The sequence below is a fragment of the Izhakiella australiensis genome, assembly GCF_002006995.1.
GTDB lineage: Bacteria > Pseudomonadota > Gammaproteobacteria > Enterobacterales > Enterobacteriaceae > Izhakiella > Izhakiella australiensis.
The window spans coordinates 57,794-74,267 of sequence record NZ_MRUL01000015.1 but is presented as its reverse complement, the minus strand read 5'-3'; the positions used below and the strand labels follow the sequence as shown (position 1 = coordinate 74,267).

The 16,474-nt window shown below is 55.4% G+C and carries 17 protein-coding genes; 7 read left to right on the top strand and 10 right to left on the bottom strand.

From position 1 onward, the window contains the following. Positions 1-31: 31 nt before the first annotated feature. On the bottom strand, positions 32-910 hold the full coding sequence (pldA, locus tag BTJ39_RS18115) for a phospholipase A (protein WP_078004087.1): 879 nt from the start codon (positions 908-910) through the stop codon (positions 32-34). A gap of 191 nt (positions 911-1,101) precedes the next feature. Between pldA and BTJ39_RS18110 the strand changes: the two genes are divergently transcribed. Both BTJ39_RS18110 and rarD read left to right on the top strand, forming a co-directional pair. After that, positions 1,102-1,572, top strand: a complete 471-nt coding sequence (locus BTJ39_RS18110) for a thioesterase family protein (RefSeq protein ID WP_078004086.1) — start codon at positions 1,102-1,104, stop codon at positions 1,570-1,572. Positions 1,573-1,681: 109 nt separating this feature from the next. Next, a complete protein-coding gene (gene rarD, locus BTJ39_RS18105; protein WP_078004085.1) occupies positions 1,682-2,584 on the top strand; it encodes an EamA family transporter RarD in 903 nt (300 codons plus the stop codon). 115 nt (positions 2,585-2,699) lie between these two features. On the opposite strand, the gene corA is transcribed toward rarD, so the two are convergent. Then, positions 2,700-3,653 (bottom strand): magnesium/cobalt transporter CorA, encoded by a 954-nt coding sequence (corA, locus tag BTJ39_RS18100; RefSeq protein ID WP_078004084.1) that lies wholly within the window; start codon positions 3,651-3,653, stop codon positions 2,700-2,702. 148 nt (positions 3,654-3,801) lie between these two features. Then, positions 3,802-3,858 carry a YsgD/CorL family protein gene (gene ysgD / locus BTJ39_RS25450; RefSeq protein ID WP_422386050.1) on the bottom strand — a complete coding sequence of 19 codons (57 nt, stop codon included), beginning with the start codon at positions 3,856-3,858 and terminating at the stop codon, positions 3,802-3,804. A 245-nt stretch (positions 3,859-4,103) separates the two neighbouring features. On the opposite strand from ysgD, the gene BTJ39_RS18095 reads away from it, so the two are divergent. Beyond that, complete coding sequence (locus BTJ39_RS18095; protein WP_078004122.1) at positions 4,104-4,589, top strand: WbuC family cupin fold metalloprotein; 486 nt, start codon at positions 4,104-4,106, stop codon at positions 4,587-4,589. A gap of 6 nt (positions 4,590-4,595) precedes the next feature. On the opposite strand, the gene uvrD is transcribed toward BTJ39_RS18095, so the two are convergent. The 6 genes from uvrD to lptM form a co-directional block, all read right to left on the bottom strand. Continuing rightward, a complete protein-coding gene (gene uvrD / locus BTJ39_RS18090) occupies positions 4,596-6,758 on the bottom strand; it encodes a DNA helicase II (RefSeq protein ID WP_078004121.1) in 2,163 nt (720 codons plus the stop codon). Positions 6,759-6,866: 108 nt separating this feature from the next. After that, a complete protein-coding gene (gene yigB, locus BTJ39_RS18085; RefSeq protein ID WP_078004083.1) occupies positions 6,867-7,583 on the bottom strand; it encodes a 5-amino-6-(5-phospho-D-ribitylamino)uracil phosphatase YigB in 717 nt (238 codons plus the stop codon). Further along, on the bottom strand, positions 7,583-8,491 hold the full coding sequence (gene xerC / locus BTJ39_RS18080; RefSeq protein WP_078004082.1) for a tyrosine recombinase XerC: 909 nt from the start codon (positions 8,489-8,491) through the stop codon (positions 7,583-7,585). Before xerC ends, yigB begins: the two co-directional genes overlap by 1 nt. Further along, the gene (locus BTJ39_RS18075) at positions 8,488-9,192 is read right to left on the bottom strand and encodes a DUF484 domain-containing protein (RefSeq protein WP_078004081.1); all 705 of its coding nucleotides are present in this window, start codon (positions 9,190-9,192) and stop codon (positions 8,488-8,490) included. The genes xerC and BTJ39_RS18075 overlap by 4 nt, the downstream gene beginning before the upstream one ends. Further along, on the bottom strand, positions 9,189-10,013 hold the full coding sequence (dapF, locus tag BTJ39_RS18070) for a diaminopimelate epimerase (RefSeq protein ID WP_078004080.1): 825 nt from the start codon (positions 10,011-10,013) through the stop codon (positions 9,189-9,191). Before dapF ends, BTJ39_RS18075 begins: the two co-directional genes overlap by 4 nt. Before the next feature lie 27 nt (positions 10,014-10,040). Then, entirely contained in the window at positions 10,041-10,238 is a 198-nt protein-coding gene (lptM, locus tag BTJ39_RS18065) for an LPS translocon maturation chaperone LptM (RefSeq protein WP_078004120.1), read from the bottom strand. Between the two features lie 175 nt (positions 10,239-10,413). On the opposite strand from lptM, the gene cyaY reads away from it, so the two are divergent. Further along, complete coding sequence (cyaY, locus tag BTJ39_RS18060; protein ID WP_078004079.1) at positions 10,414-10,734, top strand: iron donor protein CyaY; 321 nt, start codon at positions 10,414-10,416, stop codon at positions 10,732-10,734. Positions 10,735-10,771: 37 nt separating this feature from the next. On the opposite strand, the gene BTJ39_RS18055 is transcribed toward cyaY, so the two are convergent. Beyond that, entirely contained in the window at positions 10,772-13,324 is a 2,553-nt protein-coding gene (locus tag BTJ39_RS18055) for a class I adenylate cyclase (RefSeq protein ID WP_078004078.1), read from the bottom strand. A gap of 299 nt (positions 13,325-13,623) precedes the next feature. Here BTJ39_RS18055 and hemC point away from each other — a divergent pair, with 299 nt between their 5' ends. Genes hemC through hemX form a run of 3 tightly spaced genes read left to right on the top strand, consistent with a single transcriptional unit; the run spans position 13,624 to position 16,474 of the window. Continuing rightward, the gene (hemC, locus tag BTJ39_RS18050; protein WP_078004077.1) at positions 13,624-14,565 is read left to right on the top strand and encodes a hydroxymethylbilane synthase; all 942 of its coding nucleotides are present in this window, start codon (positions 13,624-13,626) and stop codon (positions 14,563-14,565) included. Beyond that, positions 14,562-15,302: a uroporphyrinogen-III synthase gene (gene hemD, locus BTJ39_RS18045; protein ID WP_078004076.1), complete on the top strand. Its 741-nt coding sequence runs from the start codon at positions 14,562-14,564 to the stop codon at positions 15,300-15,302. Before hemC ends, hemD begins: the two co-directional genes overlap by 4 nt. Positions 15,303-15,325: 23 nt before the next feature. Beyond that, entirely contained in the window at positions 15,326-16,474 is a 1,149-nt protein-coding gene (gene hemX, locus BTJ39_RS18040; protein WP_078004075.1) for a uroporphyrinogen-III C-methyltransferase, read from the top strand.

The window sequence follows — 16,474 nt, the reverse complement described above, 5'->3', positions numbered from 1 at the left end:
ACAGGCGAGCGTCGGAACGCCCGCCTGACAATTAAAACAGATCGTTTAGCATCACGCCAACGCCAACGCGCGTCTGGCGATGATTATAATCGATAAGTGATTCACCGTAGCCGCTGAACAGCTGGGTATAGAAACGAACATGCTCGCTGACAGGATAGCTCCAGCCCAGCTCCGCACCACCATAGCCGCTGTTCCAGTTGTAGTTACCCTGAACGCTGAAAATACTTTCGCCCCACTGATAACCCAGCTTCAGGCGATAATACCCCATGTATTTGGTGATATCCCGGTTATCGTCGTTATTTTCACTTTCCGGAATACGGTACCAGGGCTTCACTTCCGCCAGCCAGTTACCGTTTTGCGCCATCAAACGCGCATAAACCCGGTTCCAGCTGCGTGAAGTAGGCTCTGAACGCCCGTTGGACTGATGGTTAAGCCCGACTTCAACATCGCGTAGCGTCCACCCGGCAAAGCTATAATCGGTGGCCCAGCCGAGAAAAATTTGCGGCTCATAGTCGGTTTCTCTGAACGGTGAAGAGGCGCTGCGGTTAGAGAATTGCCACCATGAGCGCTGAGTATATGACGCTGCCAGCACCGAATTATCGCCAAGAATGCCGCGCCACAGCGGAAACGCCAGACTTAGCTGGAACTTAACTTCATCGTTTTTCGCTTTATCCGACCAGTTATAAGAGCTTATCGCTTCTTTATTCATATTACTGGAGTAGGTATAAAGCACGTAGTTGCTTTCGTAAGGGTAAAGCAAAAATGGATTATCGTGCTTTTCCAGCAAGTTAGCGATGATACTCCCCTTCACTGCCGGTTTATCATGCACGTCTTTGAGCGTTGCTTCTTCGGCATTGGCTATTACGGGCAGCAGGAGGGCTGCCATCAGCAATCCTTTGAACATCCGCATAGATCTCTCCAGAGTAATATGATGAGCGCAAAAATAATAAATAAGGGCCGTAAAAAGGCAGGCTATTCTACACAGAAACTGCACGTTTCATCAGCGCTGATTTCTGAAAGTGGAAAGCACGCCATCACAAGCTTAAAATGCTTTAGTCATTAACATACTGATTACATTTAATCCTGCAAGGAAAGGCTGCAATGTCAGGCAATCTGCTCAGTTCTCAGCAAGCCCGCCAGCTGATTGGCGATATATTTGTTTATCACATGCCCTTTAATCAGGCGCTTGGCATGAAGTTACTGCGCCTCGAATCTCATTTCGCCGAACTGCAAATCACTAATCAGCAGATGCTGGTCGGCAACGTTGCGCAAAAAATTTTACACGGCGGCGCCATTGCTGCGGTACTTGACGTTGCTGCCGGGCTGGTTTGCGTCACTGCGGCACTGACCCGCCACGAACATATCGAAGAAAATGAGTTAAAACAGCGCCTGGCGCGCATGGGCACCATCGACCTGCGCGTCGACTATCTGCGTCCCGGACGCGGCGAGCATTTCACCGCCAGCAGCAGCCTGCTGCGCGCCGGAAATAAAATATCGGTCGCACGGGTGGAGCTTCACAACGACGCCGGCGTGCACATCGCCAGCGCAACCGCGACTTACATGGTTGGCTAACCTGCCAGCACCACCAGGCCGGGCAATTGATGCGTATTATCCGTTTAACTATTGTTTGAAAACGCCAACTATGGTTAGACTTCAGGACTGATTTAAAAGAGCTTTTCTCATGGACACTCAACAAACGCGTCAGGGCATTCTGTTTGCTCTCGGCGCCTATTTTATCTGGGGTATCGCTCCAGCTTATTTTAAAACCATTCAGCAGGTCGCTCCCGATGAAATTATGACGCACCGGGTTATCTGGTCGTTTTTCTTTATGCTGATCCTGCTGAGCATCAGCCGCAGCTGGCCTAACGTCCGCGCCACCCTGCGTCATCCGCGTAAAGTGCTGCTGCTGGCAGTAACCGCCGTCACCATCGGCGGCAACTGGCTGCTATTTATCTGGGCAGTGAACAACCACCATATGCTTGAATCCAGCCTCGGCTACTTTATCAACCCACTGGTCAACGTGCTAATGGGGATGCTGTTTTTGGGAGAGCGCTTCCGGCGTTTACAATGGCTTGCCGTGGCGCTGGCGGCCTGCGGTGTGTTTATTCAGCTGTGGAGGTTTGGTTCCGTCCCCTGGATCTCCCTCGGCCTCGCGCTAAGCTTCTCCTGCTACGGTTTAATCAGAAAAAAACTGGCGGTCGATGCCCAGACGGGAATGCTGCTGGAAACCAGCTGGCTGCTGATCCCCTCCGCGATTTATCTGTTCTGTATCGCCGACAGCCCAACCAGCCACCTGGCTAACAATACGCTGTCGCTGAATCTGCTGCTCATCGCGGCTGGCATTGTGACCACTATCCCCCTGCTCCTGTTTACCGCCGCCTGCGCCCGCTTGCGTCTATCCACCGTCGGCTTTTTTCAGTACCTCGGCCCGACGCTAATGTTTCTGCTGGCGGTGATGTTTTATGGTGAGACGCTAAGCCGGGACAAAGCCGTAACCTTCGCCTTTATCTGGGGCGCTCTGGCACTGTTTATCTTTGATGCCCTGCTGGCAATGCGGCGTAATGCGGCGCAGAAAACCGCCTGACACCCGCATTTAAGTACCGATATATCAGCAATAAACCAGCGGCCAGACGGCCGCTGGTTTTATTAAATGATAAGCAGGTTAAGTCCCGGCGGCGGTATAAGCAGCGCGTAACGCCTTACAGCCAGTTGCGCCGTTTAAAATACAGATAGGGAGCCAGACCGGCCAGGATCATCAGCGAGATGGCGCCGGGGTAGCCAAAGCTCCAGTGCAGCTCCGGCATAAAGTCGAAGTTCATCCCATAGCTGGATGCGACTAAGGTTGGCGGCAGGAAAACCACCGAGACCACCGAGAAGATTTTAATGATGCGGTTCTGTTCAATGCTGATGAACCCCATCGCCGCCTGCATCAGGAAGTTTACCTTCTGGAACAGTGATTCATTGTGCGGCAGCAGCGATTCGATATCGCGCAGCACTTCACGCGCTTGTTCCAGCTGATTGGTCGGCAATCGCGCCTTACGTATCAGAAAGTTAAGCGCGCGCTGGGTATCCATCAGGCAGAGGCGTACTTTCCAGCCAATATCTTCCAGTCCGGCAAGGCGGGCCAGCGCTTCATCAAACTCATCGCCCTGATGGCCTTCCATCAGCACCCGACTGAGTTTCTCCAGCGAGGTGTAAATGCTCTCTATTTCATCTGCCAGCTGTTCAATTTTGGTTTCAAACAGATCCAGCAGCAGCTCAAAAGCATTGCCGTCAATCAGCGTCTGGCCGCGCGCGCGCATGCGGTAAAGGCGGAAGGCCGGCAGCTCGCGCTCGCGCAGGGTGTACAGTCGCCCTTCGCGCAGGGTAAACGCCACGGTGCTGTTGCCCGCGTGGTCTTCGGCATCTTCATAAAAGAAAAAGGAGTGGATGTGCAGACCGTCTTCATCTTCAAAGAAGCGGGCGGAGGCCTCAATGTCTTCCAGTTCAATACGGGTTGCCAGGCTCTGACCCAGCTGGCTTTGCACCAGATTTCGTTCGTCTTCCTGAGGTTCAATCAAATCGACCCAGAGAGAAAGTTGCAGATCGCCTGGCTGTTCATCAAGTTCCAGGCGCGTCAGACGGTTGTCATCCAGTTTAAAAGCGCTCAGCATAGCAGTACTCCCAGCTCATGGTCACAGACGGGACATTACGCTTGAACACGGTGGAAACTTACGTTTCGGTCAGCTTGCGGTACTGACTCAGAGCGACGGATATGTGGTCGCCAACAACCACTAAGGCTATCAGCGCAGAGGGATAGCCTTAGAAGTTGCACCTGTTGGCCAGGTGGTTGAGCCAGCATCTACTGGGTGTGTCCAAGGCAATTGTCCTCTCAGGATAATGGTGCGCGCATGTTACGCCGGGATGAAATCATCGTCAACCGCGGCGGCGGAGAAAGGCTGATTATTCATTAACCTGCCGTATTCCCGAACTTTTTACAGTTTAGCATATCCCATTCAGGCCGGACGCGGGCTGGCGTTTACTCCGTGCGCAGCGATCCGCCGCTGGCAAAATTCTGCTATGTTAACGCTCTTTCTGACGATGATTATACCAGGGAACCAGACATGAAACAGATTACCCCTAATGATTTAGCCACGCTGAGCCAGCAGGCCGCCGGCGCCGCGCGTTTGCGCAGCAATCTCAACCTGCATGCCGAGCTGAGCGATCCGGTACAACGACTGGCTATCGCCATGGAGCCGGGAACCTACATCCGCCCGCATCGTCATCTGCAAACCTGGGAAGTGCTTACGCCGCTTACAGGACGCTTCGTGGTGCTACTGTTTAATGACGCTGGCAGCGTTTTGCAACGCACGCTACTCGGCGAAGAGACAACGCTGATTGAAATTCCCGCCGGGGCCTGGCACGCAGTGCTTTCACTGGATAACGGCGGCGTTATTTTTGAAGTAAAACAGGGGCCTTACCTGGCGCTAAGCGAAGAGCATTGCCAGCAATGGGCCCCACGCGAAGGCGAGGCGGAATGCGGCCAGGTGATGGCCTGGTACCGTAGCGCCGGCGTCGGCGAGCAATTCAGCCAACAACCGAACGCCTGACGCTGCTCACATCGTTTCCAGCCGGGCGTAGGCGGCGACCAGCCATTTAATGCCCTGCCCCTGGAATGCCACCTGTAATCGGCTGTGATCGCCGCTGCCTTCCAGGTTGATAATGGTGCCCTCGCCGAACTTGGCGTGGCGCACCCGCTGACCGAGCGCAAAGCCACTGTCATTTTTCGCTACTGGCGTTCCCATGCGCTGGTGGCTGACCGGACGGCTGACGCTGGCGCGCAGGCGTACCTCTTCAACGCAGGTTTCCGGCAGCTCGCCGATAAACCGCGAGGGACGATGATAAACCTCTTTGCCATACAGGCGACGGGTTTCCGCGTAGGTAAGCGTGAGCTTCTGCATCGCGCGGGTAACGCCGACGTAGGCAAGGCGGCGCTCCTCTTCCAGACGCCCGCCCTCTTCCAGCGACATCTGGCTGGGGAACATTCCCTCTTCCATACCGACGATAAATACCTGCTGAAACTCCAGCCCTTTGGCTGCATGCATGGTCATCAATTGCACGGAGTCCTGCCATTTGTCAGCCTGGCCTTCCCCCGCCTCAAGTGCGGCATGAGAGAGAAACGCCTGCAGCGGCATCAGATCCTGATCTTCATCCTGATAGCTGAACTGGCGCGTGGCGTTGACCAGTTCTTCTAAGTTTTCGATGCGCGCCTGGCCCTTTTCGCCCTTTTCCTCTTCATACATCAACCACAGCCCGGAGTCTTTAATCACCCGATCGGTTTGTACGTACAGCGGCAGCTCTGCGGTGTCATGGGCCAGCGCGTCCACCAGCTCGGTAAAGCGCTGCAGCGCCGATGCGGCACGACCGGCCAGCGCTTTCTCTTGCAGTAAAGCGCGAGTAGCCTGCCACAGCGTCACGCCGCGATCGCGCGAAGTCTGACGCACAACATCCAGCGTGCGATCGCCGATACCTCGCGTCGGCGTGTTGACCACGCGTTCGAAAGCCGCGTCGTCATTACGGTTAGAAATCAGGCGCAGATACGCCAGCGCGTCTTTAATTTCCTGACGCTCGAAGAAGCGCATGCCGCCATAGATACGGTAAGGCATGCTGGTCTGCAGCAGCGCCTCTTCCAGCACGCGCGACTGGGCGTTGCTGCGATAAAGAATGGCGCAGTCGCTGAGCGCGCCGCCGTTTTCCATCCACACCTTGATGCGATTCACTACAAAGCGAGCTTCATCCAATTCGTTAAAGGCACAGTAAAGGGATATTGGCTCGCCATCGCTGCCGTCGGTCCACAGCTCCTTACCAAGCCGACCATTATTATTGGCAATCAGCGCGTTAGCGGCGGTAAGGATATTGCTGGTTGAGCGATAGTTTTGCTCAAGACGAATAGTTTGCGCGCCGGGGAAATCGCTGAGAAAGCGCTGAATATTTTCCACCTGTGCGCCGCGCCAGCCATAAATTGACTGGTCATCATCGCCAACGATAGTGACTTTACCGCTATCGCCAGCCAGCAGCCGAATCCAGGCGTACTGAATACTGTTGGTATCCTGAAATTCATCCACCAACACGTTGGTAAAGCGTTCACGGTAATGGTTAAGAATATGGGGCTTTGTCAGCCATAGCTCGTGGGCGCGCAGCAGCAGCTCGGCAAAATCCACCAGCCCGGCGCGATCGCACGCCTCCTGATACGCCTGGTAGATGCGCAGCCAGGTTTGCTCGATCGGATTGCCGTAGGATTCAATATGGTTTGGACGCAGGCCTTCGTCTTTCTTACCGTTGATGTACCACATCGCCTGACGTGCCGGCCACTGTTTCTCATCAAGATTCATCGCCTTAATCAGGCGCTTTAATAAGCGCAACTGGTCTTCACTGTCCAGGATCTGAAAATCCTGCGGCAGCCGGGCATCAAGATGGTGGGCGCGCAGAAGACGATGCGCAAGGCCGTGGAAGGTGCCGATCCACATCCCGCCCTGGCTGGTGCCGATCAGCTGTTCGATACGATGGCGCATCTCCGCCGCGGCTTTATTGGTGAACGTCACCGCCATAACCGAATAAGGTGAGCAATTCTCCACGCCCAGCAGCCAGGCAATACGATGCACCAGCACGCGGGTCTTACCACTGCCTGCTCCGGCCAGTACCAGCATATTGCCGCGCGGCGCCGCGACGGCTTCACGTTGTTTATCGTTAAGGCTGTTGAGCAGGTCAGAAACGTCCATAAGCACCATCAGAGTTGTGCAGCGCCAGCTGCATTACTGGATATTTATCCACTAAACTTTATCCCGCAAGCGCGCTCGTGTCACGTCAATTACGTGATGTGGCCTGAATTATATCAACGCAGTCAGCGATGCCAACTGGGTGATTTCCAGCGTGGGAAGCAGGCGTGAATCGGCGATCTTCATCAGATTGCCGTCGCGCAGATTGATCCAGCAGGCCTGCATGCCAAAGCGCACCGCGCCCGCAACGTCAGTGGTCAGATCGTCGCCAACGTGCAGGATCTGCTGCGCTTCCAGCCCGAGACGCTGCGCCGCAATGCGGTACATATCTTCATAAGGTTTAGCCCGCCCATCCGGGCCGGCACGCAGTACAAACTGGAAATATGATTCAAGGCCAAAGCGCGCAGGCTCGGCGTTGCCGTTGGTGATCGCCACCAGAGGAAAGCGCTGCGACAGGGCCGCCAGCGTGGTATGGGTTTCCGCCGGCACCTGAACTTCGCTGCGCCAGCGGGCAAATACTGACATCACTTCCGCCGCCCCGGACTGCGCCTGCGCCGGCGTCAAGCCCATCGTCTCCATTGCACGCGCCACCGCGCGCCGACGCCATTCGGTCACGTCGTGGTAGATCTCCGGCTCCTCCGTCAGCAGCTGGTCACGTATCTCCTGATAAGCCGCAACGCTGAAATCCTGCATATTTGGATGCCAGGCCTGCAGCGCAGCGTGTGATTCCGCCGTGGTTTTGCGGATCACCGGCCCATTGTCGTACAGCGTATCGTCAAGGTCGAAAGTGATAGCGGCTACGGGACGCAGTGGGCGATAGAAGTGCATCAGGATTTCCCTCGTTTTGCCCTCGGATGGGCAGCATCATACACCGATGCCAGGTGTTGAAAGTCTAAGTGAGTGTATATCTGGGTGGTGGTAAGATTTGCATGCCCCAGCAGCTCCTGAACGGCGCGCAAATCTCCGCTCGATTCCAGCATATGGGTAGCAAATGAGTGGCGTAGTTTGTGGGGATGAATATGACTGCTAACTTGCTGCCTGACGCCCCATTGCGCAAAGCGCTTCTGTACGCTGCGCGCGGAAAGGCGTCCGCCGTTTTTTGATATAAACAGCGCGTTATCTTCCGGCTCCAGCAGCTCGCGCATTTCCAGCCAGCGCTGCAGCCAGCTTACGGCCGTGGCGCCAACGGGCAGGCGGCGCTCTTTGCTGCCTTTACCCATAACCCAGACTTCACCGCTGTCGAGGTCGAGGTGGCGGGTGTCAAGACCCACCAGCTCGGAGAGACGCAATCCCGCGCCGTACATCACCTCCAGCATCGTCCGGTCACGCACTGAAAGCGGATCGTTAAGATCGATATTCAGTAGCTGATTAACCTCATCAACATCCATATTCTTCGGTAGATGGCGCGCCGTTTTCGGTGTCGAAACGCTTTTCGCCGGATTCGCTTTTAGTTCGCCCTGCCGCACTAACCAGTCGAGGAAGCTGCGCAGCGCTGAAAGACGCAATGCCAGGCTGGAGGCCTGTAAGCCATCGCGCCGGCTGCGCGCGGCCAGCGCGCGCACGCGAGCGGCATCAAGATCCACCCATTTTGCAACGCCCATCTCTGCAGCAATGGCGATGACCGTCAGCAGCTGGCGCCGGTAGTTTTTCTGCGTCAGAGGGCTAAGCTGACGCTCAACCTTAAGGTAGCGCAGAAATCCCTCAACGGCGGGCAACAGCGGCGAATCGCTGTTCATGCACGCTCAACCCAGCGCTGCAGCAAATCTGGCATCATGGCGCTCAGGTGCTGCAACAGCACCGTTCCCATGCCGGTCTGGTAATGCTGCGCGTCACGGCTGCTAAAAATCAGCACGCCCAGTTCACCGCGATCGCCCATCAGAGACATCGCCACCGAGCCGATAGCTTTGGCCTGCGGCAGCAGCTGCAGCAGTTCCGGGCCATTAAGGCTGCCCAGATAGTGCGGCTGCTTGCCAAAGCGCTGAATACGCACTGGCTCAAAGGCCTGGGGCGACAGCGCCAGCTGAGTGAAATCCGACGGTGCGCCTATCCGCCAGCGATCGCTGAACAGGCGGACATTCGCTCCCGCCAGTCCCAGTTCCCGCGCCCAGCGGTGCAGCCGGTTAAGCATTTCCTGCAGGCTGGGAGCGGAAGCCAGACGCCCTTGCAGCGACAGGAGACGATCAAACAGCTGCTGGTTGGCATGGGCCTGTTCCATCAGCAAAGTGATCTCTTCCTCCAGCTCGGCAATATGCTTGCGCTGGCGGCTCAACTGCCATTCAACCAGCGATACCGTGCCCCGCACCGGATGAGGCACCCTCATCTGCTCAGTCTGACGTGCATTGCGAATAAAGAAATCCGGGTTGCGTAGCAGATAGTCGCTCACAGCCTGGTCGTCAGGCTGAAGTTCGCTGGCCGTCTGTTCTCCGGGGTTTTTCATAGATGAATAAATCCGTCATAAACGTGAGTGGCTGGCCCGGTCATATATAACGGATGGCCGGGCCCTTTCCAGGCGATATGCAGCGTACCGCCAGGCAAATCGACACGTACTTTTTCCGCCAGCAGCGTCTGCTGGATACCCACCGCTACGGCCGCACAGGCTCCACTGCCGCAGGCCTGGGTCTCACCCGCGCCGCGTTCGTATACCCGCAGCCGGATAAATTCGCGGTTCACCACTTCCATAAAGCCGACGTTAACCCGTTCCGGAAACCGCTCGTGGCTCTCCAGAACCGGCCCAAGGGTTTCAACTTGCGCCGTTTTCACGCTATCAACCTGAATAACGCAATGGGGATTACCCATGGAAACGGCACCCGCCATCACCGTTTGCTCCAGAGCCCGCATCAAATAAAGGCTTTCCGCTTTGTTGGCGCGAAACGGTATCTGCTGCGGTTCAAAGTTAGGTTCCCCCATATTAACCTTTACCAGCTCGTTTTCCGTGACGCTCAGCACCATGCGACCGGTCTGGGTACTAACGCGAATATCGCTTTTATTGGTCAGCCCCTTCAGGCGAACGAAACGGGCAAAACAGCGCGCGCCGTTACCGCACTGGGCGACTTCACTGCCGTCAGCATTAAATATGCGGTAATGAAAGTCCAGCTCAGGATCGTAAGGGGGTTCGACGATCAGTAATTGATCAAAACCGACCCCGCAATGGCGATCGGCCAGACGACGAATCAGCTCCGGCGAAAAATAAACGTTCTGAGTAACGGCATCAACGACCATAAAATCATTGCCAAGGCCGTGCATTTTCGAAAACTGCATGTTCTGCTCCGTCGGTCCGTGACCGTATTACTGGCTGGTCTGGACCCCCGCCCCACTGCGAGTCGTGGTGGTGGCATTATGCTGCTGCGCTGGTTTTTGTTCCGCTTGCGGCTGAGGCTGCGCTGGCTGTTTTTCCGGCGGGAAATAGAGCGGGCCTTTCAATCCACAGCCCACCAGGCTAAGCAGCGCTGCCGCCATTGCCGCCCGGCAAATTATCGTCTTCATGCAGGTTTTGCTCGTGGTTAATCCATACTGGTTATCTATCATCGCAGGTGAACGTTGAAAAGCAATAGTTAAAGGCAATCTGCCGCTGCGGTAATCCATCACAGCGCAGGCCAGCACGCTTGGGCAAAGCGCTACTGCGCGATATACTGAGGAAAAAATTGGGCGGACACAGAAAATGAATGACAGCGAGTTTCACCAGCGCGCCGATGACCTGATGCTTTCGGTTGAGGAACAGTTAGATAGCTATCAGGGTGATGCCGACATCGACTATCAAATTCACGCCGGGGTGATGACGCTAAGCTTCGCCAACGGCAGCAAAATTATCATTAACAAGCAGGAACCGCTGCATCAGGTGTGGCTAGCGACCAAAGCGGGTGGCTATCATTATGATCTACAAGGCGATCGCTGGATTTGCAACCGCAGCGGCGGAGAGTTCTGGCAGATGCTGTCGCAGGCGTGCAGCGAGCAGGCCGGCGATACCCTGAAATTACGCTAAGCGCCAGTGCATGAAGGAAGTGGCCCGCCACTTCCTTTTAATGTATCTGATAGCGCGCAGCCTGCGAGCCCTGCTCCAGGTTGCTATTTGCCAGATCGACGGCACATAGCTGCGTCAGCGTCTGGCTTCTGAAGGGAATAACCTGCGCCCGCCCGTCGACCTGGGTTATCTGATAGAACTGCGGCAGGTTAAAATTGATAAAGCTGGAGCCGAAGGTGAACCGGTCGTGTGAAGACGAATAAAAGCGGCTAACGTCGCGCACCAGCTCCTCTTTGCTGCCTTCGCAATGGTGATAAACCTCAACGCGATTGGTCTCATCAAGAATATAGATATTAAAACCGCGATCGTTGGTGGTTTCTTCGAAAAAGAACTGAATAATCCCTTCACTGGCATAGCCGTTCACCACCGTCGGCAGCGGCGTATGGTTTGCCTCTACTTTAATCGACAGGCCGTGCAGTTTGTTATTGGAGATGGCGCCGTAAAACTCAACGGCATTTTCCAGCTTCTGCACCGACACGCTCATGCGTTCAAAGAACAGCCCCCAGGTTTGGCCCGCCACGCGAACCGCTTTGAAACGGCCTGGCTCCTGGCGCGTACTGGAAAGCCGCAGCTCAATGCATTCAGAAACCAGCTGCTGTACGCGGGTCCGAATCAATCCGCGCAGATGCTGGCTGTAGCAGAAAACCTCAACGTTATCCGGCGGCGAGGCGTCCTGGTGCATTTTACCAAGAATGGTTTTTAATGCCTCGATCATCGACTGCTCGCCGTTGAAATGCAGCGTACGCACTTCGTTCCATGAGTTGCGATATAACAGATCGATACTGCCGATCAGGCACTGTTGCTGCTGGCCAAAGCTAAAGACATCCAGCTTGCGGAAATCAAAATGCACCACCTGGTTGCGGAAGGCCGCGGTGGGGTCGTGCTCAAAATTAACGATAATCGCCATATGGCGGATTTCACAAGGGCTGTAGAGCGCACGCGGCGTTGGCGCAGGCAGGCGCAGCGGGAAGTGGCGCGAAACGTCGGCGACCATCTCCTGAAGCTTAGCCAGATCGCATACGCCGTTGCCTTTAATATGCAGCCGGGTTTTTTCAGTCAGCAGGCCGTTAAACCACGCCCATGCCACCAGCTTATTAAGGTAGCGGTTATATTCCAGCGGTTGATGGCTGACTATCGACTGCATATCCGGCGCCTGATTATACAAATACCAGCCTGCGCGATTAGCGCGGCCATCGGGCACGTGAATAAAGGTCAGGTTAGTTTCAGACAGGTCGGGCGAAATCTGCGGGTTAAGCAGCGTCACCTTACCAGGCAGCGCTTCAAACGCGGCATACAGCTTGCGGGTCAAAACGCCGATATCCTGCGGACTGGCGCTGACGCTCAGATTATTACGGCGAGCAAAGCGAATCAGGTTACGATAGCTTTGCATCATCGCATCAAGGAGTTCGTTATGGGCTTCGCGTACCCGGCCAATTTTCCATTCGGCCCGGCTATCGAGCATCGCAATGCGGGCTTCATCCCAGCCCCACTCTTTGACTAGCTGGCTGAGGATCTCACGCCGCCAGCCCGATTTTTCCTCTTCGACGGACAGGCGTTCACATACCTTCAAATAAAAACATCGGCGTACTAAATCAAGGCGGGCGTGATCGTCAATGCTAATCAGGTAGCGCGTGACGCGCTCCAGCATCATGCAGTAGGGATCGAGGCCAAAAGAGACGATTTCCCCGTCATGCAGGCGCTGCTTGATGTCCATTGCCAGCAAGCGGCTGTTAGGATATTCCCACGAGTACGCTTCCAGCAGCAGAGTTTTCAATACCGCTTTATAGGGGGAGTCGATGCTTTTATACAGCTGCCAGAGGCTGGCGCCAAAGTACTCTTCGGCGGAAAGCGTGCCTAATCCGCCCAGGTCAAGCCACTCGTTCGGCGTCAGTACACCACGCGCATAGAGTGACATCACATAGTCGTCGTAGTGCTCTTCTTCTTCGCCCGGCACCATATTCCACAGAATACGCTTACCGGCCAGGCGCACCGCGGTGCGGTAGAACTCGTCAAGCAGCAAAATATGTTGGGTTGAACCGCAGTCCTCACCGCCCAGGCTACCGCTTTCATTGTGGCGGAAACGGTTTTCGTCGATCAGGAAAAAGCTGACCTCGACACCCAGCGACAGGCACCATTTTTGTAATAGATGGCACTTCTTCTGTAAGCAAAGGCGCTCGGCGTTGTCCAGCCAGGATTGATGGCAAACCCAGATATCAAGATCGGAGGTGATATTCTGACCAACAGAAGAAGTGCTACCCATTGAGTAAACGCCGGTGATCGGCATTTCACCCGGCCCGTCAACCGGCGGAACTTCACCGCCCAGACGTTTAAGCCAGGATTTCTGGGTTTCATCAGGCGCAAAGAAGCTGATGCCATGGGGGACGTTACCGTCGAGGTAGCCCGGCAGCTGCGGATGATGATGATGTAATAAGATTGGCAGCAAACTGTACACCTGCCTGAAAGCAGGTCCCATAGCAGCCAGTGCGCGGTCAACGCGCAGCTGGTTTATGGCATCCAGTCTCTGTTTCAATGTCTCTATATAGAGGTACAAGACGTTTCGCCTGATTTGTCCCAGTGCTGTAAAAAGCCGTGCTTCCGAAATCCATCACTTAATTTTAAAAAAAATGGACAGATTATTGCTGGAAACGTGATCAATCTAACACCTGACAGGTTGACCGTAAAGAAAGTTAAGCTAGCTAACAGTCTAGCATGAATTTACGATCTGTTCGCAGATGGATATCTGTTCCCTGATAACGTAGCCGTAAATCCATTCCAGCAGACCGTGGGAAACTGACAGGATTCCCATATCAATGATAGGATAATCAATGAACGATCAAAACGGTTACAAGCATGTTAGACAAAATTTTAAGAATTGCTACAAGACAAAGTCCACTTGCTCTCTGGCAGGCACGTTATGTTCAGCAAGGGCTGATGGCCTGTCATCCGGGCTTGCAGGTCGAGCTGGTGCCGATGGTGACGCGGGGCGACGTCCTGCTGGATTCACCGCTGTCGAAGGTCGGCGGCAAGGGGCTGTTTGTTAAAGAGCTTGAGCTGGCGCTGTTTGAGGATCGCGCCGATATTGCCGTTCACTCAATGAAAGACGTGCCGGTGGCATTTCCTGAAGGGCTGGGATTAGTGGCTATTTGTGAGCGCGAAGATCCGCATGATGCCTTTGTTTCGCCACATTATGACGATATTGACGCCCTGCCGCAGGGCGCGATAGTCGGCACCTCCAGCCTGCGCCGTCAGTGCCAGCTAAGCGCCCGACGTCCGGACCTGGTTATTCGCTCGCTGCGGGGTAACGTCGGCACGCGCCTGAGTAAGCTTGATGCCGGCGAATATGACGCCATTATTCTGGCGGTAGCCGGTTTAAAACGACTCGAGCTGGATTCGCGCATCCGCCAGATTATACCGGCGGAAATATCGCTGCCCGCCGTGGGCCAGGGCGCCGTCGGCATTGAGTGCCGACTGGACGATGATAATACCCGTCGGTTACTCCGTGCGCTGAATCATGACGACACGGAAGTGCGGGTGCGTGCTGAACGCGCGATGAATATCCGACTGGAGGGCGGCTGCCAGGTGCCGATTGGCAGCTATGCCGTGCTGCAGGGCAATGAGCTCTGGCTACGGGCGTTAGTGGGTTCGCCCGACGGCCGGGAAATGGTCTATGGCGAGCGTCGCGGCCCGCGCGAACAGGCAGAACAGATGGGCATTTCACTGGCCGACGAGCTGCTGGCGCGCGGCGCGCGTGCAATCCTGGCGGAAGTTTATCAGCAGAGTAAGCCCGAATGACCATCCTGGTGACCCGACCCTCGCCTGCGGGTGACGAACTGGTTACCCGCCTGCGTTCCATGGGTAAAGCCGCCTGGGCGCTGCCACTGATTGAATTTACCCCCGGACATGACCTTGCCAGACTGCCTCGCCTGGTCGCCGATCTACACGCCGGCGATCTGGTATTTGCCCTGTCGCAGCACGCGGTCAGCTATGCCCAGCCGGTTTTAGACGAAACAAACGTACGCTGGCCGGCTTCGGTAGACTATTATGCTATAGGGCGCAAAACGGCGCTGGCGCTTCACACCGTCAGCGCCCGCCCTGTAGTCTGGCCTGAAGAACGTTCGACCAGTGAGATTTTGATCCAGCTGCCGGCGCTAAAGAGTGTTGCGGGCAAGCAGGCATTGATTCTACGCGGCAACGGCGGGCGCGAGCTGTTGGCGACCACGCTTGCCGAACGTGGGGCCACGGTAAAAATTGTTGAATGTTATCAACGCTGCGCAAAGATTTATAACGGCGCGATTGAGGGTAAGCGCTGGCGGGACCGGCAGGTAACGACCCTGGTGGTGACCAGCGGAGAAATGCTGCAACAGCTTTATCAGCTGTTTCCCGATGTGGATCGGGATGAATGGCTGCTGCACTGTCGGTTGATTGTCGCCAGTGCGCGTTTGGCTACTCTGGCCAGGGAATCAGGCTGGAGCGATATTACAGTAGCCGATGGAGCCGATAACGACGCGTTATTGCGGGCGTTACAATAAACTTTACAATGGGATAAGCCACAATGACGGAACAAAAAGAAAACTCCGCCATCGTTGATGAAACAACCTCCGCGCAAGAGGTCCCATCAGCAACGGGTAAAACGGGTAAAGAAAAAAGCGGTAAAGGCACGGCCCTCGGAGCGCTGGCGATCGTTATCGCCCTGGCGTTAAGCGGCGGACTTTATTTTTACCAGCACCAGCTTGCACAGCAGCAGGCTGCGGAAAACCAGGCGCTGCGTGACAGACTCGACAGCCTGCAACAGCAAACGCAAAGCGAAAAACAAACGCTAACTCAGCAGCTAACCAGCGCTGACGGCGCATTACAAAACGTTCGCCAGCAGCAAACCACCAGCGCGAAAGAGCTTGATGAATTACGGCAGAAAGTGGCCAGCATTACCGGCAGCGATGCCCGGACCTGGATGATTTCTCAGGCCGATTATCTGGTCAAACTGGCCGGACGCAAGCTGTGGAGCGATCAGGATGTCACCACCGCTGCGGCCCTGCTTAAGAGCGCCGATGAGACGCTGGCTGATATGAACGATCCCAGCGTAATAGACGTGCGCCGGGCGATAACTCAGGATATCAGCAACCTATCCGCCGTCAGTCAGGTTGACTACGATGGCATCATTCTGAAGCTGAACCAGCTTTCCAATAACATCGATAATCTGCCGCTGGCTGATAATAATGACAACGATGAGCCAATGGATGCAGACAGCAGCGAGCTCTCCTCGTCTATTCATCAGTGGCGCCAGAATCTGGTGAAAAGCTGGCATAACTTTATGGATGATTTTATTACCATCCGCCGCCGCGACAATACGGCGCAGCCGCTTCTGGCGCCGGACCAGGAGATTTACCTGCGTGAAAACATTCGTTCTCGCCTGCTGATCGCAGCCCAGGCGGTGCCGCGTCATCAGGATGAAATATATAAGCAATCCCTCGACACCGTGTCGAGCTGGGTACGCGCCTGGTATGACGTCAAAAACCCGGCGGTGAAGGCGTTTCTGACGCAGCTTGATGAGCTCAGCCAGGAAAATATTTCGGTGGATGTCCCCGATACTCTGCAAAGCCAGCCGCTGCTGGACAAGCTGATGGAGACCCGGGTGCGTAATCTGCTCGCTCAACCCGGCGTGCCCGCGCATTCTCAGGCGCCCCAGCCGCAGCAGGGAGAATAA